Raw genomic sequence first — 23,361 nt, forward strand, 5'->3', positions numbered from 1 at the left:
CCGCAGGAGCGGGGAAAGAGGAGCCGGTGACCGCGAAGACGGTCCCCGGCTCCTCCCGCGATCTCAGCAGCCGCTAGGCCGACAGCCAGCAGCGCAACGCCGCGTAACCATTGCAGAACTCGCCGGCCTTGTCCTGCACGTAGCCCTGCACCTTGTCGCTCTTGCCATCGATATAGTCGTTGAACATCGGGACGATGATGCCGCCCTCGTCATGCACCATGAGGGCCATCTCTCGATAGGTGGCCTTTCGCTTCGTGTCATCGAGCTCGGCGCGCGCCTGCATCAGGAGCTTGTCGAAATCGGGCCGGAACCATTTCGTCTCGTTCCAGTCGGCGGTCGAAAGATAGGCCGTGGCATACATCGTATCCTGCGTCGGCCGTCCGCCCCAGTAGGAGGTGCAGAACGGCTGGACGTTCCAGACATTGGACCAGTAGCCGTCGCCCGGCTCGCGCTTCACCTCGACCGTGATGCCGGCCTTGGCCGCCGACTGCTGGAACAAGGTGGCAGCGTCGACGGCACCGGGGAAGGCAACGTCCGACGTCCGCAGCAGGACAGAGCCGGAATGGCCGGATTTCTTGTAGTGGAACGCCGCCTTGTCCGGATCGTAGGGACGCTGCGGAATGTCGTCCGGAAAGAGAGCGTAGGCCGAATTGATCGGGAAGTCGTTCCCCACGGTCCCGAAACCCTGCAGGACCTGCTTGAGCATCTCCTCGCGATTCATCGCGAACTTGAGAGCGAGGCGCAGGTCGAGATTGTCGAAGGGCGGCTTGTCGCATTGCATGATGAAGACATAATGCCCCTTGCCCGCTGTCGGCACGATCTCGACGCCCGGCGCCTTGGCGAGAAGCTTCGCCGCCTTCGGATCGACGCGATTGACCATATGCACCTGGCCCGACTGCAGGGCCGACATCCGTGCCGTCTGGTCGTTGATCACCAGGATCTCGATCGAGTCGACGTGGCCGAGGTCGGGATTCCAGTAGTTCGGATTCTTCTTGCCGGTGTAGCGCACGCCATGCTCGACCGAATCGACCATGTAGGCGCCGGTGCCGATCCCGGCATTGGGGTCCCCGCCCTCCGGCTGGATGATGAGATGATAGTCGCTGATGAGGTAGGGCAGATCGGCATTGGGCGCTTTCAGCTTGAGCGTCACCGCATATTGGCCGTCGGCTTCGATGGCCGCGATGTCCCGCATGATGCCGAGCGCGCCGGACTTCGATTTCTCGTCGGAATGGCGCAGCAGCGTCGCGACCACGTCGGCCGAGGTCATGTCCTTGCCGTTGTGGAAGGTGACGCCCTTGCGCAGCTTGATCGACCATGTCTGCGCGTCGGCGGTGCTGTCGAAGCTTTCCGCGAGCCAAGGCACGGCCGTGCCGTCGGTCGGAGAAGTCTCGATCAGCACGTCACCCCAGCAGCGGCCAAAGTGATAGGGCACCTGGGAGCTGTCCAGCGCCGGATCGAGGCTGTCGGTCGACGCACCGCCGACCAGTCCGTACACGAGGTGGCCGCCCTTCTGGGGCGTTGCCGCCCGCGCGGCCTGCGCGAACAACAAGCTCGCCGACGCGGCCGAAAGGCCGAGCGCGGTGGCTCGGCCGAGAAAGGCGCGGCGGCTCAGGCGTCCGCGCATAATCTGTCGTTGCAGATAGGCGATCTCCGACATGGGCGTTCCTCCCTCTCTTCTCTTCATTGGAGCGGCGATGCCGCTCGAGGGGCAGGATTACGCGGAGCTCGGAGGCAGACAATGTTCGTAATTCGAACACGTCGGGTCCGGCACGACGCGATGCGGAAACTTCGCCGCGCTCCGCCATGTCAGCGTCCGATGAGAACCGGTGGCGCGAAGACGCGGCCGGCGCCGGCGATCTGACACAAAACCGCAAACACACGGTCAGGTGCAGCGAAATCGGTGACGACGAAGGCACCGTCCCGCTCCGCGCCCGCCGCTTCCGCGATCCGGTCGATCGCCTGCGGGTCGACTTCGATCATGCTGACGCCGCTCAACCCCATGTCGGCCAGAGCCAGCCTCGCGATCGCGGCGACGTCACCCGTCCCGACGAGAACGACGCGGCGAAATCCGCGATCGATGCAGACCCGGCACAGGCGCTCATACTGATCGCGAAGCTCGCGAAAGAACGTCAGGTTCCGCTCGACATGCCAGGAGACGAGCAGATCCTTCTGCGCCCGCCCTTTCTCCGTGAGGATGTAGGCGGGGCGCGAATGCCGGCTGGGCCGTGCGTTGGATTTGCCAACCAACCCGTGCCGCACGCAGTTGCCGATATAATGGTTGGCGACGCCGATGGAGATGCCGAGTTGGCGGGCCAGCTCTCGCTGAGAGAGGGCCGGATCCCGATCGAATGCCTCGAGGATGCGCAGAGCGAGCTCGCGCTCGACACTGCGCTTGGCATTGCGGATGGTGGGGGCGAAATCCGCGGCGATGAAGGCCGGCATGGCGGCCGAACGATCAATCACCGCTTTGCGGGCCGGCATCAGCATCGCCAGGGTGCGCTCCGCCCAAGCCGTCGCCTGGGCCAAATCCGGCACCCGGCTGCTTTTGACGACAGGTCGCTTCCGGCCGGGGATATTGAAGGCGGCCTGCCAATATCGGGAAGGACGGTCGACGCGCTTGAAAAGCCGCACGCGCCCTTCGCAGATCATGATCCCCTTCATCCAGACCGTCCGCCCGAACCCGGGTGCCCTTTCCCTTCACGCCGGTGCCGCTTCGCCGGCGCGTCCCGGGCCGCGCCATGGTTGTCCACCGCTTCGGCCCGCCACGAAGCCTAGCCACACACACTGCCGGGTGCAATGCACACACCGCGCTGTCGACCTTCCACCTGACCGCCAAGAAAAGCAACGGACCGATACATGCCCGGGCCGTCGGCCCCCGGGAGGCGAGCGGCCCTGGACCCCTTCTCCGCCTTCGGCCAAGATCGCTGCCTCCTTGAACAGAAAGCCGTTCCATGGCCTACGACCAGCTCGACGACGTCACCATCAACACGCAGTTCAGCCCGCGCATCGCCGTGCCGGATTGCGAAGAATGGCTGGCCCGCGACGCCAAGCTCTCCGCCGACACCCGTGCCGCCCTCCGGCATACCGCCGACATCGCCTATGGCGAAAGCCCGGGCGAGCGCCTCGATGTCTTTCCGGCCACCGATCCCGGCGCCCCCATCCATGTCTATATCCATGGCGGCTATTGGCGGGCGCTCGACAAGAGCGATTTCAGCTATGTCGCGCGGCCGCTGGTCGCCGCCGGCGCCACGACGGTCCTCCTCAATTACGACCTCTGCCCCAAGGTCACGCTCGACATCATCGTCCAGCAGATCCGCAACGCGGTGATCTGGGTCTACCGCCATGCAGGTCTGCTCGGCGGCAGCGCCGACCGGATCTATCTCTCCGGCAGCTCGGCCGGCGCCCATCTGGCGGCGATGATGCTGGCCCAGGACTGGAGCCGGAGCCCCGTCCCCGACGATGTGATCAAGGGGGCCGTCTGCATCACCGGCATCTATGACGTGGAGCCCGTGCTGCGCATCCAGGCCAACGAGCAGATCCGGCTCAAGCCGGAGATGGTGGCGCGCAACAGCCCGCTGCGTTTCGCGCCGCGCCGGCGATGCCCGGCGCTGGTGGCCGTGGGAGCCAAGGAGACGCCGGAATGGATCAAGCAGTCCGAAGCCTATGAGGCGCATCTGAAGCGTCACGGTCTTCCCACGAGCCTTCTCAAGCTGCCGGACACGCACCATTTCTCCATCACGCAGAGCCTGAGCTGGCCCGACAGCGTGCTGGCCAGGGCGATGCTGCAGCAGATGGGCCTCTAGCCGCCGGCTTCTGCGCGGGAGAATGCATGACGAGCCTCGCGAACGAGCCCGAGCTGCTCTCCCGGACCGAGGATGGCATCGCCATCCTGACGCTGAACCGTCCGGAGGCGCGCAACGCCCTCTCCGTCTCGCTCCTGGGCGCATTGCGGGGCGAGATCGAGCGATGGAGCGCCGACCCCGCCATCCAGGTGCTGATCATCGCCGGCAACGGCCCCGCCTTCTGCGCCGGCCATGACCTGCGGGAGATTCGTGCCCTCAAAAGCCGCGAGCGCTACGAGGAGGTGTTCGCGCGCTGCAGCGACCTCATGCGGGCGATCCGGCGCAGCCCGAAGCCGGTGATCGCCCAGGTCCACGGGATCGCCACGGCCGCGGGCTGCCAGCTCGTCGCGGGCTGCGATCTCGCCGTGGCGGAAAGCGGCGCGCGGTTCGCCACGCCCGGCGTCAATATCGGCCTCTTCTGCTCGACGCCGGCGGTGTCTTTGAGCCGCGCGATCGCGCGCAAGCCGGCGATGGAGATGCTGCTGACGGGCGATCTCATCGACGCCGCGGAGGCGCGGCGGCTCGGACTGATCAATCGCGTGGTGCCGGCGGCATCGCTGGCGGCCGAGACCCTGGCGCTCGCCCGGCAGATCGCGAGCAAATCCTCAGCCGTCCTTGCGCTGGGCAAGGAGGCCTTCTATCGCCAGGCCGAGCTCGGGTTCGACGAGGCCCTGCGCTACGCCTCCGCCGTCATGGTCGAGAACCTGATGCAGGCCGATGCGGAGGAAGGCATCGACGCCTTCCTCGAGAAACGGAAACCCCATTGGCACGATTGACGCCGCGGCGCCATCCCGGCTGCCGACCTTCCGGAGGGACCCCATGACCGATTACCCCGACGCCCTGCTCGAGCGCATCTTCGCCGAGACCAGGACCATCGCCGTGGTGGGCGCCAGCCCCAAGCCCGAGCGGCCCAGCCACGGCGTGATGCGCTTCCTGCAATCCAAGGGCTATCGCTGCATCCCGGTCAATCCGGGGCAGGCCGGCGGCAAGATCAATGGCGAGACGGTCTATGCGCGGCTCGCCGACATCCCGGAGAAGATCGACATGGTCGACGTGTTCCGCCGGTCTTCCGAGGCGGGCGCCGTGGTCGACCAGGCCGTCGCCATCGGCGCCAAGACCGTCTGGATGCAGCTCGACGTGCGCGACGAGGCGGCCGCCGCGCGGGGACAGAAGGCCGGCCTCACCGTGATCATGGATCGCTGCCCCGCGATCGAGCTGCCCCGGCTCGAGGCGAAACGCGCCCGGGCGGGGCGCTGAGACGAAGGGAATACGAAGCGCATTTATCCCCTCCGTCGCGGAGCGGAGGAGATAAGCAACAGCTATCAAAAGTTGTGCCCCTTGTGGTCGAATGCCGCAGCAGGCCTCGCGAGGCCTGCAGGTTCGGCGGAATTCCGCGCTGAACGGCGGGATCGATCGCAACCGCATCAATTCTCCGGAAACCTTGCCTCGAATTGCGTGGAACTCGCGATTGTTCGCGAGCGCGGATTTCGCCTATACCGGGTGCCGCATGCGAATGCGTTCCAGGAAGGGGCGAAACATGGCGATCACGGAAATCTGCGACAAGGACCTCAGCAGCCAGTCGCTGCAGGGCCTCAACCTCGCCGGCAAGACGGTCCGGCGCATCAAGTTCGACGGCGCCAACCTGTCCCGCGCCGACTTCAGCCACGGCCAATTCTTCGACTGCTCGTTCGACGCGGTGGATTTCAGCGGCGCCCACCTCGCCCGCGCGCTGTTCGAGAATTGCAGCTTCCGCGGCACTCAATTCGTCCGGACCAACGCCAGCGAGGCGGTGTTCCGCACCACCACCGTGCTCTCCTACAAGAAGCGGTCGCCGGTCGAGGTGTCCGCGCTGCAGGTCTCCTTCGACGGTGCCACGATCGAGGGGTCCGATTTCACCAACGCCAACCTCAACAAGGCCTCGCTGTCCAAGGTGAAGGCCAACGACGCGAACTTCAGCGGTGCCGATCTGCGCGGCGCGGTGTTCGAGCAATGCAGCATCGCCGGGGCGCAGTTCGCGCAAGCCAAGCTGGACGGCGCCGACTTCTCCCAGACCGAGGACGCGGCCAAGGCCCTGCCCTCCTGGGCGGCCGGCATGGTGAAGATGACGCGCAAGATCGAAGCCCCGGCCCTGCTGGCGCAGATCCGGCGCCACCAGCAATGGGTCGCCAGCAACGGACAGGCGGGAGCCAGGCTCTCGCTGCTGGGCCACGACCTGACCGGCGCCGAGATCGCCCGCCAGGACCTGTCGGGCGCCGATCTGCGCAATTGCCGGCTCGACTTCGCCGATCTCTCGGGCGCGCGGCTGGTGGCGAGCGACCTGCGCGGCGCCAGCTTGATCAAGACCGACCTGCGCAACGCCGACCTGCGCGCGGCCTTGATCAGCGAGGCCGCGCTGAGCAAGGCGCATACGGAGGGAACGCGAAGATAGGGTCTCGCATCCCCTCCCCTCAAAGGGGGAGGGGATGCGTCTTTGTCGCCTGTTCGCTCAAATTTATCTCGAATTTCTAATCTCTTGCGCCCGCCCCGCCCGACAAGATTCGCGTAAGTTTTTGCCGGTACGATGGCGGGTTCCAGAGGCGCGGTTCCAGGGAGGAACCTGTCATGGTCATGGAGATCAGCGACAAGGACTTCAGCGGCCGGTGGCTGCAAGGGGTCAGCTTTGCCGGCAAGACCGTGAAGCGCGTCAAGTTCGACGGCGCCGACCTCCGCCGGGCCGATTTCAGCCATGGCCGCTTCTTCGACTGCTCCTTCGACAAGGTCGATTTCGAGAACGCTCATCTGGTGCGGGCGCTGTTCGAGAACTGCAATTTCCGCCATGCCAAATTCGTTCGCACCAACGCGAGCGAGGCGGTCTTCCGTGGCGCCGCGGCGCCCGCCGCTGCCCCGAAAGCGGCCGCGCTCGACGACGGCGAGCCGCAGGTTTCCTTCGACGGCGCCACGATCGAGGGCTCCGACTTCACCAACGCCAATCTCCACAAGGTCTCGCTGACCCACGTAAAGGCCAATGACGTCAATTTCTCCGGCGCCGATCTCCGCGGCGCGCTGTTCGAGGAATGCAGCATCGCCGGTTCGGAATTCGAGCAGGCGAAGCTCGACGGCGCCGATTTCTCGCAGACTCAGGACGCGGCGGTGACCCTGCCGGGCTGGGCGGCGGGCATGGTCAAGCTGCCGGCCCGGATCGAGCCGGAGGAGCTTCTGGACCTGATCCAGGAGCACCGACAATGGATCGACAGCTACGGGCTCGAAGGGTCCCGGCTCAGCCTGTCCGGCCAGGATCTCAGCGGCATGGAGATCGCAGGCCGGGATCTCTCCGGCGCCGACCTTCGCAACTGCCGCCTCGATTTCGCCGATCTCTCCGGCACCCGCCTGGTGGCGACCGACCTGCGCGGCGCCAGCCTGATCAAGACCGACCTCCGCAACGCCGATCTGCGCGCCGCGCTCGCGACCGAGGCCGCGCTCGCCAAGGCCCGTACCGAGGGCGCGCGGCGCTCCTGATACCGGCCTTCGGCGCGTCCGCCCGCGGCCGGCGCCTCTTTACGATCACCCTCCACCGCCTCCACCCCGCACCGGTTCATGTGGTCAGGCCGGAACCCAGCAGCCGAGCGGCCGGGGCTCCCTCGCCTTCCCGCATTGCACTTTCATGACCGATACAGCGCCTCGCGCCCTTCAACCCGCCGGCCGGCTCATGGCTGGCAAGGCTTTCAATCCTATCGACGGGCAGGCCATGGTTGTTTTGTTCAAATGTCGGTTTTTTGCCACAGGAGAAGGGTCGCCGCTTCGACAACACTGAAGGTCGGGTGCGACGGCGCGGATTGCGGATCATGGGACCGCCGGAGCGGCACCGGCACGACGCCACCGGATCGCAAATGAGGCTCGGCTGCCTGCGGAGTGCCAATTCCGCGAGAGACATCGGCATTTGACCAAACCACAACCGGCGGAGGTATGGGGATGGGGACGGCAACGGATGACGGCGGCCTCGACGCATCAGGGAAAGTCTCCATCGCATTGACGATCAACGGCGTTCGAACGGAGGCCGCGTTGCCGCCTTGGGTGACGCTGCTGGACCTGCTCCGCGATCGCCTCGCCCTGACCGGCACCAAGAAGGGCTGCGACCACGGCCAATGCGGCGCCTGCACCGTCCTGGTCGATGGCCGGCGCGTCAATGCCTGCCTCACGCTCGCCGTCACGCGCGACGGCGCCAGCGTGACGACGATCGAGGGCCTTGCGCGCGACGGGGAGCTTCATCCCCTGCAGGCCGCCTTCATCGAGCATGACGCCTTCCAATGCGGCTACTGTACGCCGGGCCAGATCTGCTCGGCCGCGGGTCTCATCGCGGAGGGCAAGGCGAAGACGGAAGACGAGATCCGCGAGCTCATGAGCGGCAATCTCTGCCGCTGCGGCGCCTATCCCAATATCGTCGCCGCGATTCAGCAAGTGATCGAAAAATCAAGCGCCTGAGGAGGCCGGCATGGTTCCCTTCACGTATGCCCGCCCCGCCACGCTTTCCGAAGCGCTCCGGCTGGGCACCGGCAATCCGGCTGCCCGATACATCGCCGGTGGCACCAATCTCGTCGACCTGATGAAGGTCGATGTCGAGCGCCCCGCACAGCTGATCGACATCTCGCGGCTGCCTCTGCGCTCGGTCGAGCCTTCGGCCGGCGGCGGCTTGCGGATCGGCGCGCTGGTCGCGAACAGTGATCTTGCCTATCACCCGGAGATCGAGCGGCGCTATCCGCTGGTCGCGAGCGCGATCCTTGCCGGCGCCTCGCAACAGCTGCGCAACATGGCTTCGACCGGCGGCAACCTCCTGCAGCGCACGCGCTGCGCCTATTTCTATGACACCGCCACCCCTTGCAATAAGCGCGAACCCGGGACCGGATGCTCGGCCATAGGCGGGCTCAATCGCGGGCATGCCGTGCTGGGAACCAGCGAATCCTGCATCGCCACGCACCCTTCCGATCTCTGCGTCGCGCTGGCGGCGCTCGCCGCCACGGTGCAGGTGGTGGGGCCGACGGGCGAGCGCAGCATCGCGTTCGCCGATTTCCACCGGCTTCCCGGCGAAACACCGGAGCGCGACACCAACCTCTCGGCGGGAGAGATCGTGACGGCCGTGACCCTGCCCGCCGAGGGCTTCGCCGCGCATCACACCTACATCAAGATCCGCGACCGGCTGTCCTACGCCTTCGCCCTGGTCTCCGTTGCCGCGGCGCTCCGGATGGAGGGCGATACCATCGCCGAGGCGCGCTTGGCACTGGGCGGCGTCGCGCACAGGCCGTGGCGCGTGCCGGAGGCGGAACAGGCCCTGAAGGGCAAGACCGCAACGCCGCAGCTTTTCGCCCAGGCGGCCGACATCACGCTGCAGGGCGCCCGGGGCCACGGCCATAACGATTTCAAGATCGCGCTCGCCCGCCTCGCGGTCGTGCGCGCGCTTACCCAGGCCGAACGAGGAACGCCGCAGCCTCAATCCTTGAAGAAGATCCTGTGACCGTCGCCACCGAGGGGAAGACCATGACCGGTGAACTCAGCCGTCGCACCGTCCTCAAGGGCGCTGCCGCCGCCAGCCTGATCGGAGGTACCGTCGGCTTCGGGACCTCGGCCCATGCCGCGACCACGTCGCCGGCTGCGGACGGGCTGGCACGCAAGTTGTCGGTGATCGGAACGCCCGTCTCCCGGATCGACGGTCGCGCCAAGGTGACCGGCGAGGCCAAATACGCCGCCGAGTTCCAGGCGCCGGACCTGGCTTATGGCAGCATGGTGACGTCGACCATCGCGCGCGGCCGTATCGCCGCGATCGACGCCGCGGAGGCCTTGCGGGTCCCGGGCGTGCTCGACGTGCTGACCCACGCCAACCGCCCGGCGATGGCGGATCGCGACGAGGCCTACCACGACGATGCCGCGCCGGACGGCTCGCCCTTCCGGCCGCTGTTCGACGATCGCGTGCTCTTCAATGGCCAGCCGGTCGCCGTGGTGCTTGCCGAAGATATCGAGACCGCCCGCTTCGCGGCGTCGCTCGTGAAGATCGAATATGCGGCCGAGACGCCCGCGACCGATCTCGAGGCCGAGCGTTCGCATGCGGTCGTCGTCGAGAAACCCTGGAAAGGGCGCGGCGACGCCGCTTCGGCTTTCGCCAGCGCGCCGGTCAAGCTCGAGGCAGAGTATTTCATTCCGATGGAGCACCACAATCCGATGGAGCTCTACGCCGCCACCGCAGTCTGGGAAAGTGACGGCAACCTCACCGTCTACGACAAGACCCAGGGCGTGCAGAACGTGCAGCGTTATCTCTGCGGGGTCTTCGCTCTCGAACCCGAGCAGGTTCGGGTCGTCGCGCCCTATGTCGGCGGCGCCTTCGGTTCAGGGCTGAGACCGCAGTTCGAGGTCGTGCTGGCCGCCCAGGGCGCCCTCAAGCTGAAGCGCTCGGTGCGCGTGGTCCTGACCCGGGCGCAGATGTATGGCCTGGGCTATCGGCCCGCCACGATCGAGCGGCTGAGCCTCGGCGCCAAGCACGACGGAACGCTCGACGCGGTGACCCACGAGGCGATCGCCATGACCTCGCGCTTCGAGCAGTTCTCGCGCCATGACACCTCCTGGTCGGGGCTGCTCTACAAGAGCGCGACCGCCCGGTACGTGCATAGGCTCGCTGCCCTCGACCTCCCGACCTCGTGCGACATGCGCGCGCCGGGCGCGGCGACCGGCGTCTACGCGCTGGAATGCGCCATGGACGAGCTCGCGGTCGCGCTGAAGATGGACCCGCTCGAGCTCCGGCTCCGCTGCTATTCGGAGCGAGACCAGAATGACGACATCCCTTACACCAGCAAGCGGCTGCGCGAGTGCTACCATCAGGCGGCGCAGCGCTTCGGCTGGGAGCGGCGCAGCGCCGCGCCCCGCTCGATGCGCGACGGCCATGAGCTGATCGGCTGGGGCATGGCGAGCGGCATCTGGGAGGCGCTGCAGATCAAGCATACCGCACGGATCACGCTCGCGGCCGACGGCGGTGCGGAGGTCGCCTGCGCCACCATGGATATCGGTACCGGCACCTATACGGTGATGGCCCAGGTCGCGGCCGAGATGCTCGGCCTTCCGGTCGAGCGCATCACGGTCAAGCTCGGCGATTCGAGCCTGCCCCAGGCGCAGATCGAGGGCGGCTCCTGGGGCGCGGCCTCGGTGTCACACGCGATCCTCCGGGCGGCGACGGAGCTGCGCGGCGCCCTGCTGACGCTGGCGCAGGCGACGCCGAACTCCCCGCTGGCCGGATTGCGGGCCGAGGAGACGATCCTGGCGGATGGACGGCTGGTTGCGCTGCAGGACCCGGCGCGGGCGGTAGCGACCGCCGATCTCCTGCACCAAGCCGGCCTCCCGACGATCAGCAAGGAGGCGGAAAGCGGCTTCGAGCCCGACGACCGCCATGCGCACAACACCCATGCCGCGATCTTCGCCGAGGTGCGGGTCGACGAGGAGCTCGCCATCGTGCGCGTCACCCGCGTCGTCAGTGCCGTGGCGGCCGGCCGCATCATCAACCCGAAGACCGCGCACAGCCAGATCATGGGCGGCATCGTCTGGGGCATCGGCATGGCGCTGCACGAGGAGACCCTCATCGACCATCGCTTCGGCCGCGTGATGAATGCCAACATCGCCGAGTATCACATCCCGGCCCACGCGGACGTCAGGAACATCGATGCCTTCTTCGTCGACGAGCTCGATACGGTGATCAATCCTCTCGGCGTCAAGGGTGTCGGTGAGATCGGCCTGGTCGGCGTCGCCGCGGCGATCGCCAACGCGGTCTATCACGCCACCGGCAAGCGGATCCGCGATCTGCCGATCACGCTGGACAAGGTCCTGCTCCGCGACAGGGCGTAGGGGCCCGGCGGCTCTCCGACCCCGCCGAGACGATCGGGACTTGCCGTTCGGCTTTCGCCCGGACGGCTTCCGGCCGCGGTCCGCCATTGGAGACCGGCCGGCAGACCTCTATGATCCTGTCGCCTTTGGGCAGTGTCGGGATGGAGGCTCTGGCATGGAATCCCCCGCGATTTCCGAGACCGATCGGGAACGGCCGCCGGCGGCCCCAGCGGAAGGCTTGCCCTTCGACCCCCTGCTTCGCGCGGGCGCGCAAGGCCGGGCCACGGGATTCAATGCGATCCCCGAGATCATCGACCTCGATCGCTATCCCCTGCACCAGCCAGGGAGCCCCAGGATCGATGCCCTGCTCCGCGAGGGCCGCGCCACGCTCGAGCAAGATGCGCTGTTCTCCCTGCCCGGTTTCGTGCGGCCCGAAGCGGCCGCCTTCATGGCCGCCGAGATCGAGGCCCGCCTGCCGATGGCCTGCCGGGTCCAGGCGGAGAGGATCGCCTATTACAGCGACGGCAAGGACTGGCCTGCCGGCCATGCGCGCAGCGTGACCCACCTTTCCCGCTACCACCAGGTGCTGAACCACCAGATCTCCAACAACTCGCCGCTGCGCCGGCTCTATTGCTGGGAGCCCTTGCGCGAGTTCCTGCGCCGGCTCATGGGCTACGAGACCTTCTACCGGAGCGAATGCCCGCATCTGGCGCTGACGGCGAAGGTCGCCGGGGACGGCGACACCGACGGCTGGCATTTCGACGGCAACGACGTGGTCTTCTCCGTCGTCCTGAAGGAGCCCGAGCAGGGCGGCCGGTTCGAGTATTTTCCCAATATCCGTACTGACAAGGACGAGAACTACGAGGCCGTCGCGGCGGCCTTCGCCGGCCGGCGGAGCGGCCTGCGCAGCGCCAGGCTCGCGGCTGGCGACCTGAACGTCTTCCAAGGCGACCACACGCTTCACCGCGTCAGTCCGGTCGAGGGCAACCGCAAGCGCGTGGTGGGACTGTTCTGCTACGACCGGGCGCCCGGCACGAACTTCGGCGAACCCTATGTCGAGGAGCTCCGCCGGCAGATGCCGGGGGCGTCGCGCCCGGGCTGACGCCAAGCCTCGAGCGGAGGCGGCGGCGAAGCTTGCGGCGCGCATGCCTCATGACGAGAAATTTTTGTGACCGCTGGGTCTAATTCGGTGAGTTGCGGGGATAAGGCTCGCGGCGCGCGTTAACATTTTAGGTCAAGTCTCTGGTGTTTCAGCAAGTTCGAGGATTTCCCCCACGTCACTTTTCCGGCGTGCCCCGATCGCTTAAGATGGCACTTCAAGTTCGGGGAGGGTCGTCATGAAAACCAATATGTTAGAGACCAATCATCACGCGACGACTCTAAGACCCACGCCAGCTCAGCTTCGCTGGCTCAGCAAAGGGCTGAAGCAGCCCGGCGGCAAGCTGCCCCTGTTCGACGAATGGGGACAGCGCATCAATGACCGCACCATCCGGCATTGCATCGACATGGGCTGGGCCGAGCCCTGGTTCAGCAATCCGCTGAAGCCGGACTGGCTGGTCTGCAAGCTGACCGACACCGGTCGCGCCCTCCTCGCCCATAACCGCTGAACCCCGTCCGGCCCGCGGGGCCCTCCCGCGGGCCGGCTCCCCTCCATGCGACGGCAGCCCTTCGAGATCAGCCTCGGGAACGACGATCCCGGCCTGTCGACGGCGTTGCGCGGCTGGCGGTTCAAGACCGGCGCCCGCGGCCCCCGCCTGCTGGTCACCGGCGCCGTCCATGGCGACGAGGTCACGGCCAGCGCCGCGATCTGGCACGCGGCCGAGCAGCTGGCGGACTGGATCACGACCGGATCGATCACGCTCATCCCTTGCGTCAATGTGCTGGCCGCGCGCGCGAGCCAGCGCCAGGTGCCGATCGAGAACATCGATCTCAACCGCCGCTTTCCCGGTCGGCCGGACGGCCTGCTGGCGGACCGGATCGCCCATGCCCTGACGCGTCTGCTCGAGACGCACGATGCGCTCATCGACGTCCATACGGCCGGCTGGAGCGTGCCTTTCGTCCTGCTCGATCATTTCGCCGATCCCCGGCTGGAGCGCCGCGTCCTGCGCTGGGCCGCCTGCTCCGCGCTGCCGGTGGTGGGCGAGATGCCGGCGGCGATCTCCAACCTTCAGGGCATCGATCGGAGCTGGTCGGCCTGGGCGGTGCGGCAGGGCAAGCCCGCCGTCACCATGGAGCTTTCGGGATTCCACGGCATCGACCATATCGGTGCGCATCGCGGCGCCACGGCGATCATCAACATGCTGAGCGCCGCCCCGGCCCTGCGCGAGCGATTGCCGCGCGGCGGCCCGGCCGCGGCCCCCTGGGTGCGGCGCGCCGTCTGCAGCGACTGGGGTGGGCTGTTCGAGGCCGAGCGCCGTCCCGGCGACCAGGTGCGCAAGGGCGAACGGATCGGCTGGGTGCGCAGCCTGGCCGGAGAGATCCTGGGCGAAATCAAGTCGCCTGAAGCGGGCCTGCTGCTGGAAATCCAGCCACTTTCGGCCTTGCATGTCGGCATGCGCGCGGCGACGGTGGCGGTCGAGCGTAAGGGACGGAAGGGCTAGGGCGCCCATCGTTCAAATCGGCGCAGGAAGCGTTCTGGATTTTCCGGCCGGTTCGCGCGATGAACCGGTTTCCAGGTTTCAGTCGGACAGGTGCCGTCCCGAGATGGCTTCGGAGTCCCCGCTCCGGAAGCGGCACCAACAGAGAGAGACAGCATGTTCCTTGCCGACGCCCATGCCGGATCGGCCTTCCTTGCCGCCTTCCTGGCCTCGCTGGTGGAGTTTGTCGAAGCGCTGACGATCGTGCTGGCGGTGGGCACCGTGCGCGGCTGGCGGTCGGCGCTCATCGGCACCGGGCTCGCCGCCCTCCTGCTGGTGGCGCTCATCCTGCTTCTAGGGCCGACCTTGGGGCTGATCCCGATCGCCTGGCTGCAGACGGCCATCGGCATCCTGCTGCTCCTGTTCGGCATACGCTGGCTGCGCAAGGCGATCCTGCGGGCGGGCGGCGTGATCGCGCTCCATGACGAAGGCCTGGCCTATGAGCAGGAGACCGCCGCGATGAAGCAGGCGGGCGGCGTTCGCGCCGGCGGCGTCGACGCGGTTGCGCTGGCGACGGCCTTCAAGGCCGTGACGCTCGAGGGCATCGAGGTCGTCTTCATCGTGATCGCCGTGGGTGCCACCGGCCAGACGATGATGCCGGCGGGCCTGGGGGCGGGCGCCGCGCTCGCGGCCGTGCTGCTGCTGGGCCTGATCGTCCACAAGCCCCTCACCCGGGTCCCGGAGAATGCGCTGAAGCTGGTGGTGGGCGTGATGATCTCGGCCTTCGGCGTCTTCTGGATCGGCGAAGGGCTGGGCGATCCCTGGCCGGGCCAGGACTGGGCGATCCCGCTGCTCGGGCTTTGCTTCCTGGCAGCCGCGCTGATCACCATCGGGCTCGTGCGGGCCGCCACCGCAACAAGCGGGGCGGCACGATGAACCGGCTCGGCACGATCCTGCGGGAGCTGCTGGCGCTTTTCGTGGATGATGGCAGTCTGGCCCTTGCGATCCTGGCCTGGATCGCCGTCGTGGCGTTCGTTCTGCCCGCCCTCGATCTGGCCCCGGGCTGGCGCGCGGTGGTCTTGTTCCTGGGCTGTATCGTGATCCTCTTCGAGAATGCGATCCGTTCGGCAAGACGAGCCGGACGCTAGGCTCAAATCCGTTGCCGATCCGCACGGGAGATCGCCCATGCCACCCTTGCCATCGATCATGAAGGCCGTCCTGCTCAAGGGCAATGGCGGCTTCGATCAGCTCGAATATCGCGAGGATGTCCCGGTGCCGAAGCCGGGGGCCGGCGAGGTGCTGATCCGCGTCGGCGCCGCCGGCGTCAACAACACCGACATCAACACCCGGACCGGCTGGTATTCGAAATCGGTCACCGAGGGGACGACCGCCTCCGGCGGCTCGGGCGGCTTCGCCGCAGCGAAGGCCGCGGATGCCGCCTGGACCGGCGAAGCGCTGTCATTCCCGCGGATCCAGGGCATAGACGCCTGTGGGCGCATCGTCGCCGTCGGCCCCGGCGTCGACGCGTCGCGCATCGGCGAACGGGTGCTGATCGAGCCGGCGTTCCGTTCCCCCTTCGGCTGGGCGCCCTATCGCGCCCTCTTCTTCGGCTCCGAATGCGACGGCGCCTTCGCCGAGTATGCCAGGGCGCCCTCGGCCCACGCGCACCGGATCGAGAGCCGGCTCTCCGATGCGGAGCTGGCCTCCTTCCCTTGCGCCTACGCCACGGCGGAGAACATGCTGACCCGCGCCGGTCTCGGCCAGGACGAGACCGTGCTCGTCACGGGCGCATCGGGCGGCGTCGGCTCGGCAGCGCTGCAACTGGCACGGCGGCGGGGCGCTCGCATCATCGCGGTCGCTAACCCGTCCAAGACCGCGGCCCTCGAGGCGCTGGGCGCCTCCCGGGTGCTGGCGCGCGATGCCGATCTCGTGGCGGCTGTCGGCCCGGAAAGCGTCGATGTCGTGATCGACGTCGCCGGCGGCCCGCAATTTCCGCAGCTCCTCGAGCTGCTCCGGCGCGGCGGCCGCTATGCCGCCGCCGGCGCCATCGCCGGCCCGGTGGTGGCGCTCGATCTGCGCACTCTCTATCTCAAGGATCTGCGCCTGCTCGGCTGCACGGTCCTGGAGCCCGGGGTGTTCGAGAACCTGGTTCGCTATATCGAGCGCGGCGAGATCAGGCCCGTCATCGCCGGCATCCATCCCTTGCGCGAGATCGTCGCCGCCCAGAAGGAGTTCCTCGCCAAGCAGCATACCGGCAAGATCGTGCTGGTCCCCTCGCCCTGAGACCCCGCCCCATGTCCTCGCCCATTCACTTCGCCTATCTCAACGGCCTCGACATGGAGGCGCTGGCGCTGACCGACGAGGAAATCCTCGGCGCCATCGAGACCAGCCTCGCCATGCAGGGCCGCGGCGAAACCGTGATCGAGCCGCGCATGCATCTGCGGCCCCGCGAGGCGCGCGGCCATTTCAACGTGCTGCGCGGCGTGCTGCCCACCGGCGATGGCCGCGCTTTCGCCGGCGTCAAGATCGTCGGCGATTTCATCGATAACTGGCAGCAGGGCCTGCCCTCCGAGATGGCGATGCTGCTGCTGTTCGATCCCGCAACCGGCATGCCGCAGGCGCTGATCGACGCCACCGCCATCACCGAGATGCGCACCGGCGCCGTCACCGCGATCGGGGCCAAGTATCTCGCGCGGAAGGATGCGCGCGTGCTGGGCCATATCGGGGCCCGCGGCACCGCCTACTGGAATGTGCGGCTGCTGAACCGCCTGTTCGATCTCAAGGAGATCCGCATCCACTCCCGGCGCAAGGAAAGCCGCGACGCCTTCGCGGCGACGCTCGAGCGCGATCTTCGGCGCGAGATCGCCGTCGCCGAGGATTGGGAGAGCTGTCTCGACGGCGCCGATATCCTGGTCGAGGCGTCGCGCCTCGAGAAGCCGGAGCCGCTGTTCAAGACCGCCTGGGTGAAGCCGGGCGCCCTCGCGATCCCCTACGGCACCATGAGCGCGGTGGAGCTCGACCTGACCGATGTGATGGACAAGGTGGTGATGGACGATTGGGGACAGGCCAAGGCGGGGCCTTTCGGCGCGCTTCGCCGCCATGTCGATGAAGGCAGGCTGACGGCGGAGACCCTTCATGCCGAGCTGGGGCAGATCGTCGCCGGCCTGAAGCCGGGCCGCGAGCGGCCGGAGGAGCGCATCCTCTTCTGGCACCGGGGATTGTCGCTTTCCGACATCGCGCTGGGGGCGTTGGCGCTCGACAAGGCGCGCCGACTCGGGATCGGCAGCCGGCTGCGCTATGCGTGATGCCGATGCGCGATTCCGAGGCTGCCGCATCCGGTGATAGGCTGGGCGCTCCGGACAAGGAGGCGCGCAGGATGAGCGGACGCGCGGCCATGACCCTGACGCCCGAGCTGGTGGCGCGGGTCCATCGCGAGCTGCCGGACCCGGGGCCGGCCGTGATGAAGAAGGAGCCGATGACCGACGACGACTATCGCGTCCTGACCGGGGCGCTGATGGCGGCGCGGCAAGCGCACGAGGATGTCTGGCTCTTCGCCTATGGCTCGCTGATCTGGAAGCCGGCCTGCGAGGTCGATGGGCAGCGCGTCGCCCATCTCCATGGCTGGCATCGCAAGTTCTGCCTGCGCATGGTGCGTTTCCGCGGCACGCCTGACTGTCCGGGGCTGATGATGGGGCTCGATCGGGGCGGCTCCTGCCGTGGCGTGGTGCAGCGCCTGCCCCATGGCGCCGGCTCCGTCGAGCGGCTCCTCCGCCGCGAGATCAGCGTCAAGCCGCCGGCGAACGTGCCGCGCTGGGTCCCGGTCGAAAGCGAAGGCAAGCGTCTCTCCGCCCTCGCCTTCACGGTCGACCACAAATCCATCAACTACGCGGGCGACCACACGCTGGAGGAGACGGCCGCCATCCTCGCCCGGGCCTGCGGCCATTGGGGCTCCTGCGCCGAGTATCTGATGCAGACCGTGGCCCATCTCGAGGATCTCGGCATCCACGACCGGTATCTCTGGAAGCTGCAGGCGCGGGTCGCGGCCCTGATCGCGGGCGAGATCGAACCGGTGCTGCCGGTGGTGACGGACGCGGTGTGAGGTTGCTGTCTTTGTTCCCTCCCCCGTTTTCACGGGGGAGGGTTAGGGAGGGGGCTGCTCGCTATCGATATCGCGCAGCCCCCTTCCTAACCTTCCCCCTGAAGGGGGAAGGGACAAAAAGATAAGCCCGCTCAATCCTCCTGCCGGTGCACGTCGTGCACCACGCAGCCGGAGCCTTCCGGGGGCATCTCGATCCAATTTTTCTTCTTCAGCGTGGCCTTGGTGTCCTCGTAGCCGCTCTGCCAGTGCTCGCGCATCGAGGTGCCGGAGAATTCGTAATCCTTGGCGTGGCCCTCATAGGCCTTCTGCTGATAGATGAGCTGGAGGATGACGATCTCGGGCAGGTCCGAGAGTTCCACACGCAGCTTCCTCTCTTCTTCGGAGAGCAGCTCGTCGGGCATCTTCTGCAGCGCCTGCCCATAGAGCGTCTTCCATTTGTGGAGACGGCGATAGACGTCGGTGTTGTAGCGGGTGCGCGAGGAGTAGACGATGTCCTTCTGCCGCGCCATCACGTCCTGGATGTCGCGCGGCATGGTCCCGCGGGCGCTGAAGAGGTCGACCTGGAAGGCCAGGGTGTTGAGCCGGTCCTCCTGGTCCAGCAGGTATTGCAGCGGCGTGTTCGAGACGATGCCGCCGTCCCAGTAATAGTCGGTGCCGAGCTTGATCATCGGCAGGGCCGGCGGCAAGGCGCCGCTCGCCATGATATGCTCCGGCTCGAGGACTTCCTTCTCATTGTCGAAATACATGAAATTGCCGGTCAGCACATTGACGGCGCCGACCGAGAGCCGCGCCCCGTGGTCGTTGATGAGGTCGAAATCGACCAGCTCCAGCAGGGTCTCCCGCAAGGGCGCGCTGTCGTAATAGCTGGTGGCGTCCTTGGCGCCGGCCGCGGTGAACCAGGGCCCCGGGAACCGCGGCTCGAAGAAGCCGGGCTGCCCCTGCGCGACGGTCAGGGCCGAGCTGATGCCGTTGCGGATCTTTCGGTAGATGTCGCCATCGGGCGTGTAATGCCAGATCTTGCGCTCGGTGATGCGCTGCCAGAACATCTTGAGCCGGTCCAGCCGGCGGTCGGGCAGGTTGCCGGCGATGATGGCGGCGTTGATGGCGCCGATGGAGACGCCGGAGAGCCAGTCCGGCTCGATCCCGGCCTCGTGCAGCGCCTGATAGACGCCCGCCTGGTAGGCACCGAGCGCGCCGCCGCCCTGCAGCACCAGCGCGATCCGGTCGCACCGTTCCGGGCGCCATCCGCCCGCAATCCTCGCCTTGTGTCTGACCGGCGTCTGGGCGTCCATATCGCGTATCTCCGTGCTGGGAGGTGGAACATGCCTGCGGGAGCTTGAATGCAATCGCACAGTAATGCAGCGTGATGACGGGCCGGTGACGTGACAGGTGGCGATCAAAATACCATCTTTGATTCACCCGGCTGTCAAACATTCGTCGTACTGACGCGACAGTTGATCCTATATGAGAAGGGCCGGTCGGACCGGCATCGGCTCTTGCTCTCCTCCTCCCGCGGCCCGTCGCCGCAGACCGGCTCGTTTCTGACAGGAATGTAACATCATGAAGCCTGGAAAGACCGCTCTCGTTACCGGCTCGACCAGCGGCATCGGCCTCGAGATCGCGCGCGAATTCGCCAAGCAGGGCGCGAACCTGGTCCTCAACGGTTTCGGCAACGCGCAGGAGATCGAGAGCCTGCGCGCGGGCCTCGCCAAGGAACACGGGATCGAGGTGATCTACAGCCCCGCCGACCTCAGCAAGCCCGCGGAGATCGCGCAGATGATCACGCAGGCCGAGAGCAAGTTCGGCGGCGTCGACGTGCTGGTGAACAATGCCGGCATCCAGTTCGTCTCGCCGATCGAGGAATTCCCGGTCGAGAAATGGGACGCCATCCTCGCCATCAACCTCACGGGCGCGTTCCACACCACGCGCCTGGTCGTGCCCCACATGAAGAAGCAGAAGTGGGGCCGCATCATCAACATGTCCTCGGCGCACGGGCTGGTGGCTTCGCCCTTCAAGGCGGCCTATGTCTCGGCCAAGCACGCCCTCCTCGGCCTGACCAAGACCGTCGCCCTCGAGACCGCCGAGTTCGGCATCACGGTCAACGCCATCTGCCCCGGCTATGTGATGACCCCGCTGGTCAAGAAGCAGATCCCCGACACGGCCAAGGCCCGCGGCATCTCGGAAGACGCGGTCATCCGCGACGTGATGCTCGAGCCGCAGCCGACCAAGCGGTTCGTCGAGACCTCCGAGGTGGCCGGCCTCGCCCTCTTCCTCACCACCGATGCCGCCGCCTCGATCACTGGTGCCGCCCTGCCGATCGACGGCGGCTGGACCGCCCACTGAACCCGGAACGGACCACCCGATGCGCCCCGACGAAGTCCTCAAGCTCGCCTCGATGCCCGCCGCCGGGCCCAGCTATCCGGCCGGGCCTTATCGCTTCGTCGACCGCGAATATATGGTGATCGAGTACGAGACCGACCCCGACATCGTCCGTGAGCAGCTGCCGGAGCCGCTCGAGCCGCTGGACCGGCCGCGCGTTCTCTATGAATGGATCCGCATGCCGGACAGCTCCGGCTTCGGCAGCTACACGGAATCCGGCCTGGTGATCCCCTGCCGGCTCGACGGCGAGGACGTGAATTTCGTCACGCAGATGTATCTGGACGACGATCCGCCGATCGTGGCGGGCCGCGAGATCTGGGGCTTCCCGAAGAAATACGCCCATCCCAAGCTCGAGATCGTCAAGGACACGCTGACCGGCACGCTCGCCTATGCCGGCCAGCTCGTGGCGATGGGCACCATGGGCTACAAGCATGAGAGCATGGCCGGTAACGGCGTGAGGACCACAGCCGCGCTCTCCAAGACCCAGGTCAACCTCAAGATCATCCCCGGCGTCGACGGCCGGCCGGAGATCTGCCAGCTCGTGGCATACAATCTCACCGAGATCACGGTGAAGGGTTCCTGGATCGGGCCCGCGCGGCTTCACCTGGTGCCGCATGTCAATGCGCCGGTCGCGGATTTCCCGGTGCGGCGCGTGATCGGCGCCCATCATTTCATCGCCGATCTCACCCTGCCCTACGGCCGCGTGGTGCACGACTACACGGCGTGACGCGTGAGGTCAGCGAACGGGCTGGTCCTTCAGCGCTCCATCGTCATCCCCGCGAACGCGGGGATCCATCTTGATCCAGGTCGCCAAGCTTCGAAGTGGATCCCCGCTTTCGCGGGGATGACGTCGAAGTTGTTGTCGCCCGTTTCCCTTCCATTGCCTAATCACTTAGCAATCCGCATTCCATCCACAGAGTTCAGGAAATCCATCACAACGGCGTAACAGTCGGCTGCTGAAATCCGACGGCGACACTCCGGCATCATCAGGAGCCACGCCATGACCCAAATCGCCGCTCCCCATTCGACATCCGGCGCCCACAGCTTCGACAAGCCGAAGCTCGACGCTGCCGTCAATCCCGCAACGCTGATCATCTTCGTGGGGCTGCTCGCCGTCGGCCTCGTCTTCACCGCCTACAGCATCTATTCCGACATGGACGACGCGCAGGTCCATGTCCGGACCTTCCTTCCCTTCTTCCTTCTCGGCATCGCCCTTCTGGTGGCGCTGGGCTTCGAGTTCGTTAATGGATTTCACGACACGGCCAATGCCGTGGCGACGGTTATCTATACCCATTCCCTGCCGCCGCATTTCGCGGTCGTCTGGTCGGGCGTCTTCAATTTTCTCGGCGTCATGTTCTCAACGGGCGCCGTCGCCTTCGGCATCATCTCGCTGCTGCCGGTCGAGCTGATCCTGCAGGTCGGCTCCGATGCGGGCTTCGCCATGGTGTTCGCCCTGCTGATCGCGGCCATCCTCTGGAATGTCGGCACCTGGTATCTGGGCCTGCCGGCCTCGAGCTCGCACACGCTGATCGGCTCGATCATCGGCGTCGGCCTCGCCAACCAGCTGATGGCGCCCACCGGCCACTCGACCAGCGGCGTCGATTGGAGCCAGGCGGTCAAAATCGGCTATTCGCTGCTGCTCTCGCCGCTCGTGGGCTTCCTCTGCGCGGCCTTGCTGCTGGTCCTGGTCAAGGCGCTGGTGAAGAAGCCGGAGCTCTACAAGGCGCCCAAGGGCAAGCAGCCCCCGCCCTGGTGGATCCGCGGCCTGCTGGTCCTCACCTGCACCGGCGTGAGCTTCGCCCATGGCTCGAACGACGGGCAGAAGGGCATGGGCCTCATCATGCTGATCCTGATCGGCACGGTGCCGACCGCCTACGCCCTCAACCGGGCCATCCCCAACGACCAGGTGACCCAGTTCGAGGCCCTGGCGCAGGTGACCCAGGGCTCATTGACCAGCTACGCCAACGGCGTGCCCGCCCCGGCCGATATCCGGGAAGGCGTCGCCGCCTATGTGCGCTCGCACACGCTGGCGCCGGAGACGGTGTCGTCGCTGCAGCAGCTCATGGGAGAGATCTCCACCCAGATCAGCCATTACGGCAGCCTGCGCGCGGTTCCCTCCGAAGCGGTGCAGAACGTCCGCAACGACATGTATCTGGCATCGGAGGCCATCCGGCTGCTGCTCAAGGCCGACGATCCGAAGTTCGACGAGACCACCGCCAAGAACCTGACGGCCTTCCGCAAGTCGCTCGACAACTCGACCAAGTTCATCCCGCTCTGGGTCAAGATCGCGGTCGCGATCGCGCTCGGCCTCGGGACCATGATCGGCTGGCGGCGCATCGTCGTGACGGTCGGCGAGAAGATCGGCAAGACCCACCTGACCTACGCGCAGGGCGGCGCCGCCGAACTGGTGGCGATGGGCACCATCGCCGCGGCCGACATGTACGGCCTGCCGGTCTCGACCACCCATGTGCTGTCCTCCGGCGTGGCCGGCACCATGGCGGCCAACAAGTCCGGGCTGCAATGGTCGACCGTCCGCAACCTCGCCATGGCCTGGGTGTTCACGCTGCCCGCCGCCATGATGCTGTCGGGCGGCCTCTACTTCGTCTTCCGCCTGCTGTTCTGATCCGGCGGG

Annotated in this window: 22 protein-coding genes; 19 read left to right on the top strand and 3 right to left on the bottom strand. The window is 67.0% G+C overall.

The annotated features are described in order from the left end of the window. Positions 1-73: 73 nt before the first annotated feature. Positions 74-1,657: an ABC transporter substrate-binding protein gene (locus FRZ61_RS12975; RefSeq protein ID WP_151118125.1), complete on the bottom strand. Its 1,584-nt coding sequence runs from the start codon at positions 1,655-1,657 to the stop codon at positions 74-76. 149 nt (positions 1,658-1,806) lie between these two features. Next, entirely contained in the window at positions 1,807-2,661 is an 855-nt protein-coding gene (locus FRZ61_RS12980; protein ID WP_151118126.1) for a winged helix-turn-helix transcriptional regulator, read from the bottom strand. A 290-nt stretch (positions 2,662-2,951) separates the two neighbouring features. Between FRZ61_RS12980 and FRZ61_RS12985 the strand changes: the two genes are divergently transcribed. The 16 genes from FRZ61_RS12985 to FRZ61_RS13060 all read left to right on the top strand — a co-directional run bounded on the left by FRZ61_RS12985 (position 2,952) and on the right by FRZ61_RS13060 (position 18,350). Continuing rightward, entirely contained in the window at positions 2,952-3,803 is an 852-nt protein-coding gene (locus FRZ61_RS12985) for an alpha/beta hydrolase (protein ID WP_151118127.1), read from the top strand. A 26-nt stretch (positions 3,804-3,829) separates the two neighbouring features. After that, complete coding sequence (locus FRZ61_RS12990) at positions 3,830-4,618, top strand: enoyl-CoA hydratase (RefSeq protein WP_151118128.1); 789 nt, start codon at positions 3,830-3,832, stop codon at positions 4,616-4,618. 43 nt (positions 4,619-4,661) lie between these two features. Continuing rightward, positions 4,662-5,099 carry a CoA-binding protein gene (locus FRZ61_RS12995; protein ID WP_151118129.1) on the top strand — a complete coding sequence of 146 codons (438 nt, stop codon included), beginning with the start codon at positions 4,662-4,664 and terminating at the stop codon, positions 5,097-5,099. Positions 5,100-5,379: 280 nt separating this feature from the next. Beyond that, positions 5,380-6,270 carry a pentapeptide repeat-containing protein gene (locus FRZ61_RS13000; protein ID WP_191909002.1) on the top strand — a complete coding sequence of 297 codons (891 nt, stop codon included), beginning with the start codon at positions 5,380-5,382 and terminating at the stop codon, positions 6,268-6,270. 173 nt (positions 6,271-6,443) lie between these two features. After that, positions 6,444-7,337, top strand: a complete 894-nt coding sequence (locus FRZ61_RS13005) for a pentapeptide repeat-containing protein (protein WP_151118131.1) — start codon at positions 6,444-6,446, stop codon at positions 7,335-7,337. Between the two features lie 543 nt (positions 7,338-7,880). Continuing rightward, on the top strand, positions 7,881-8,300 hold the full coding sequence (locus tag FRZ61_RS13010; RefSeq protein ID WP_456077630.1) for a (2Fe-2S)-binding protein: 420 nt from the start codon (positions 7,881-7,883) through the stop codon (positions 8,298-8,300). Positions 8,301-8,310: 10 nt separating this feature from the next. After that, complete coding sequence (locus FRZ61_RS13015; RefSeq protein ID WP_151118133.1) at positions 8,311-9,327, top strand: FAD binding domain-containing protein; 1,017 nt, start codon at positions 8,311-8,313, stop codon at positions 9,325-9,327. A 23-nt stretch (positions 9,328-9,350) separates the two neighbouring features. After that, positions 9,351-11,696 carry a xanthine dehydrogenase family protein molybdopterin-binding subunit gene (locus FRZ61_RS13020; RefSeq protein WP_151118134.1) on the top strand — a complete coding sequence of 782 codons (2,346 nt, stop codon included), beginning with the start codon at positions 9,351-9,353 and terminating at the stop codon, positions 11,694-11,696. Positions 11,697-11,850: 154 nt separating this feature from the next. Further along, complete coding sequence (locus FRZ61_RS13025; RefSeq protein ID WP_151118135.1) at positions 11,851-12,777, top strand: HalD/BesD family halogenase; 927 nt, start codon at positions 11,851-11,853, stop codon at positions 12,775-12,777. Between the two features lie 247 nt (positions 12,778-13,024). Then, a complete protein-coding gene (locus FRZ61_RS13030; RefSeq protein ID WP_151118136.1) occupies positions 13,025-13,282 on the top strand; it encodes a hypothetical protein in 258 nt (85 codons plus the stop codon). 45 nt (positions 13,283-13,327) lie between these two features. Continuing rightward, the gene (locus FRZ61_RS13035) at positions 13,328-14,275 is read left to right on the top strand and encodes a succinylglutamate desuccinylase/aspartoacylase family protein (protein WP_151118137.1); all 948 of its coding nucleotides are present in this window, start codon (positions 13,328-13,330) and stop codon (positions 14,273-14,275) included. A 153-nt stretch (positions 14,276-14,428) separates the two neighbouring features. After that, entirely contained in the window at positions 14,429-15,187 is a 759-nt protein-coding gene (locus FRZ61_RS13040) for a COG4280 domain-containing protein (protein WP_151118138.1), read from the top strand. Continuing rightward, entirely contained in the window at positions 15,184-15,399 is a 216-nt protein-coding gene (locus tag FRZ61_RS13045; RefSeq protein WP_151118139.1) for a hypothetical protein, read from the top strand. The genes FRZ61_RS13040 and FRZ61_RS13045 overlap by 4 nt, the downstream gene beginning before the upstream one ends. Positions 15,400-15,436: 37 nt before the next feature. After that, entirely contained in the window at positions 15,437-16,534 is a 1,098-nt protein-coding gene (locus FRZ61_RS13050; protein ID WP_225308787.1) for an alcohol dehydrogenase family protein, read from the top strand. Between the two features lie 11 nt (positions 16,535-16,545). Beyond that, positions 16,546-17,556 carry an ornithine cyclodeaminase family protein gene (locus tag FRZ61_RS13055; protein WP_151118140.1) on the top strand — a complete coding sequence of 337 codons (1,011 nt, stop codon included), beginning with the start codon at positions 16,546-16,548 and terminating at the stop codon, positions 17,554-17,556. Positions 17,557-17,627: 71 nt separating this feature from the next. Then, positions 17,628-18,350, top strand: a complete 723-nt coding sequence (locus FRZ61_RS13060; protein WP_225308788.1) for a gamma-glutamylcyclotransferase — start codon at positions 17,628-17,630, stop codon at positions 18,348-18,350. Between the two features lie 131 nt (positions 18,351-18,481). Here FRZ61_RS13060 and FRZ61_RS13065 read toward each other — a convergent pair whose 3' ends face one another. Further along, entirely contained in the window at positions 18,482-19,642 is a 1,161-nt protein-coding gene (locus FRZ61_RS13065; RefSeq protein WP_151118141.1) for a patatin-like phospholipase family protein, read from the bottom strand. 268 nt (positions 19,643-19,910) lie between these two features. Here FRZ61_RS13065 and FRZ61_RS13070 point away from each other — a divergent pair, with 268 nt between their 5' ends. The 3 genes from FRZ61_RS13070 (at position 19,911) to FRZ61_RS13080 (ending at position 23,352) form a co-directional block, all read left to right on the top strand. Then, positions 19,911-20,693 (top strand): 3-hydroxybutyrate dehydrogenase, encoded by a 783-nt coding sequence (locus tag FRZ61_RS13070; RefSeq protein WP_151118142.1) that lies wholly within the window; start codon positions 19,911-19,913, stop codon positions 20,691-20,693. 19 nt (positions 20,694-20,712) lie between these two features. Then, positions 20,713-21,456, top strand: a complete 744-nt coding sequence (locus FRZ61_RS13075) for an acetoacetate decarboxylase (RefSeq protein ID WP_151118143.1) — start codon at positions 20,713-20,715, stop codon at positions 21,454-21,456. 273 nt (positions 21,457-21,729) lie between these two features. After that, the gene (locus FRZ61_RS13080; RefSeq protein WP_151118144.1) at positions 21,730-23,352 is read left to right on the top strand and encodes an inorganic phosphate transporter; all 1,623 of its coding nucleotides are present in this window, start codon (positions 21,730-21,732) and stop codon (positions 23,350-23,352) included. Positions 23,353-23,361: the final 9 nt, after the last annotated feature.

The sequence above is a fragment of the Hypericibacter adhaerens genome (assembly GCF_008728835.1).
Lineage (GTDB): Bacteria > Pseudomonadota > Alphaproteobacteria > Dongiales > Dongiaceae > Hypericibacter > Hypericibacter adhaerens.

Excerpts from the sequence above, each read along its gene's own strand:
- FRZ61_RS12975 (WP_151118125.1), bottom strand. The coding sequence starts at position 1,657 with ATGTCGGAGATCGCCTATCTGCAACGACAGATTATGCGCGGACGCCTG.
- FRZ61_RS12980 (WP_151118126.1), bottom strand. The coding sequence starts at position 2,661 with ATGAAGGGGATCATGATCTGCGAAGGGCGCGTGCGGCTTTTCAAGCGC.
- FRZ61_RS12985 (WP_151118127.1), top strand. The coding sequence starts at position 2,952 with ATGGCCTACGACCAGCTCGACGACGTCACCATCAACACGCAGTTCAGC.
- FRZ61_RS12990 (WP_151118128.1), top strand. The coding sequence starts at position 3,830 with ATGACGAGCCTCGCGAACGAGCCCGAGCTGCTCTCCCGGACCGAGGAT.
- FRZ61_RS12995 (WP_151118129.1), top strand. The coding sequence starts at position 4,662 with ATGACCGATTACCCCGACGCCCTGCTCGAGCGCATCTTCGCCGAGACC.
- FRZ61_RS13000 (WP_191909002.1), top strand. The coding sequence starts at position 5,380 with ATGGCGATCACGGAAATCTGCGACAAGGACCTCAGCAGCCAGTCGCTG.
- FRZ61_RS13005 (WP_151118131.1), top strand. The coding sequence starts at position 6,444 with ATGGTCATGGAGATCAGCGACAAGGACTTCAGCGGCCGGTGGCTGCAA.
- FRZ61_RS13015 (WP_151118133.1), top strand. The coding sequence starts at position 8,311 with ATGGTTCCCTTCACGTATGCCCGCCCCGCCACGCTTTCCGAAGCGCTC.
- FRZ61_RS13020 (WP_151118134.1), top strand. The coding sequence starts at position 9,351 with ATGACCGGTGAACTCAGCCGTCGCACCGTCCTCAAGGGCGCTGCCGCC.
- FRZ61_RS13025 (WP_151118135.1), top strand. The coding sequence starts at position 11,851 with ATGGAATCCCCCGCGATTTCCGAGACCGATCGGGAACGGCCGCCGGCG.
- FRZ61_RS13030 (WP_151118136.1), top strand. The coding sequence starts at position 13,025 with ATGTTAGAGACCAATCATCACGCGACGACTCTAAGACCCACGCCAGCT.
- FRZ61_RS13035 (WP_151118137.1), top strand. The coding sequence starts at position 13,328 with ATGCGACGGCAGCCCTTCGAGATCAGCCTCGGGAACGACGATCCCGGC.
- FRZ61_RS13040 (WP_151118138.1), top strand. The coding sequence starts at position 14,429 with ATGTTCCTTGCCGACGCCCATGCCGGATCGGCCTTCCTTGCCGCCTTC.
- FRZ61_RS13045 (WP_151118139.1), top strand. The coding sequence starts at position 15,184 with ATGAACCGGCTCGGCACGATCCTGCGGGAGCTGCTGGCGCTTTTCGTG.
- FRZ61_RS13050 (WP_225308787.1), top strand. The coding sequence starts at position 15,437 with ATGCCACCCTTGCCATCGATCATGAAGGCCGTCCTGCTCAAGGGCAAT.
- FRZ61_RS13055 (WP_151118140.1), top strand. The coding sequence starts at position 16,546 with ATGTCCTCGCCCATTCACTTCGCCTATCTCAACGGCCTCGACATGGAG.
- FRZ61_RS13060 (WP_225308788.1), top strand. The coding sequence starts at position 17,628 with ATGAGCGGACGCGCGGCCATGACCCTGACGCCCGAGCTGGTGGCGCGG.
- FRZ61_RS13065 (WP_151118141.1), bottom strand. The coding sequence starts at position 19,642 with ATGGACGCCCAGACGCCGGTCAGACACAAGGCGAGGATTGCGGGCGGA.
- FRZ61_RS13070 (WP_151118142.1), top strand. The coding sequence starts at position 19,911 with ATGAAGCCTGGAAAGACCGCTCTCGTTACCGGCTCGACCAGCGGCATC.
- FRZ61_RS13075 (WP_151118143.1), top strand. The coding sequence starts at position 20,713 with ATGCGCCCCGACGAAGTCCTCAAGCTCGCCTCGATGCCCGCCGCCGGG.
- FRZ61_RS13080 (WP_151118144.1), top strand. The coding sequence starts at position 21,730 with ATGACCCAAATCGCCGCTCCCCATTCGACATCCGGCGCCCACAGCTTC.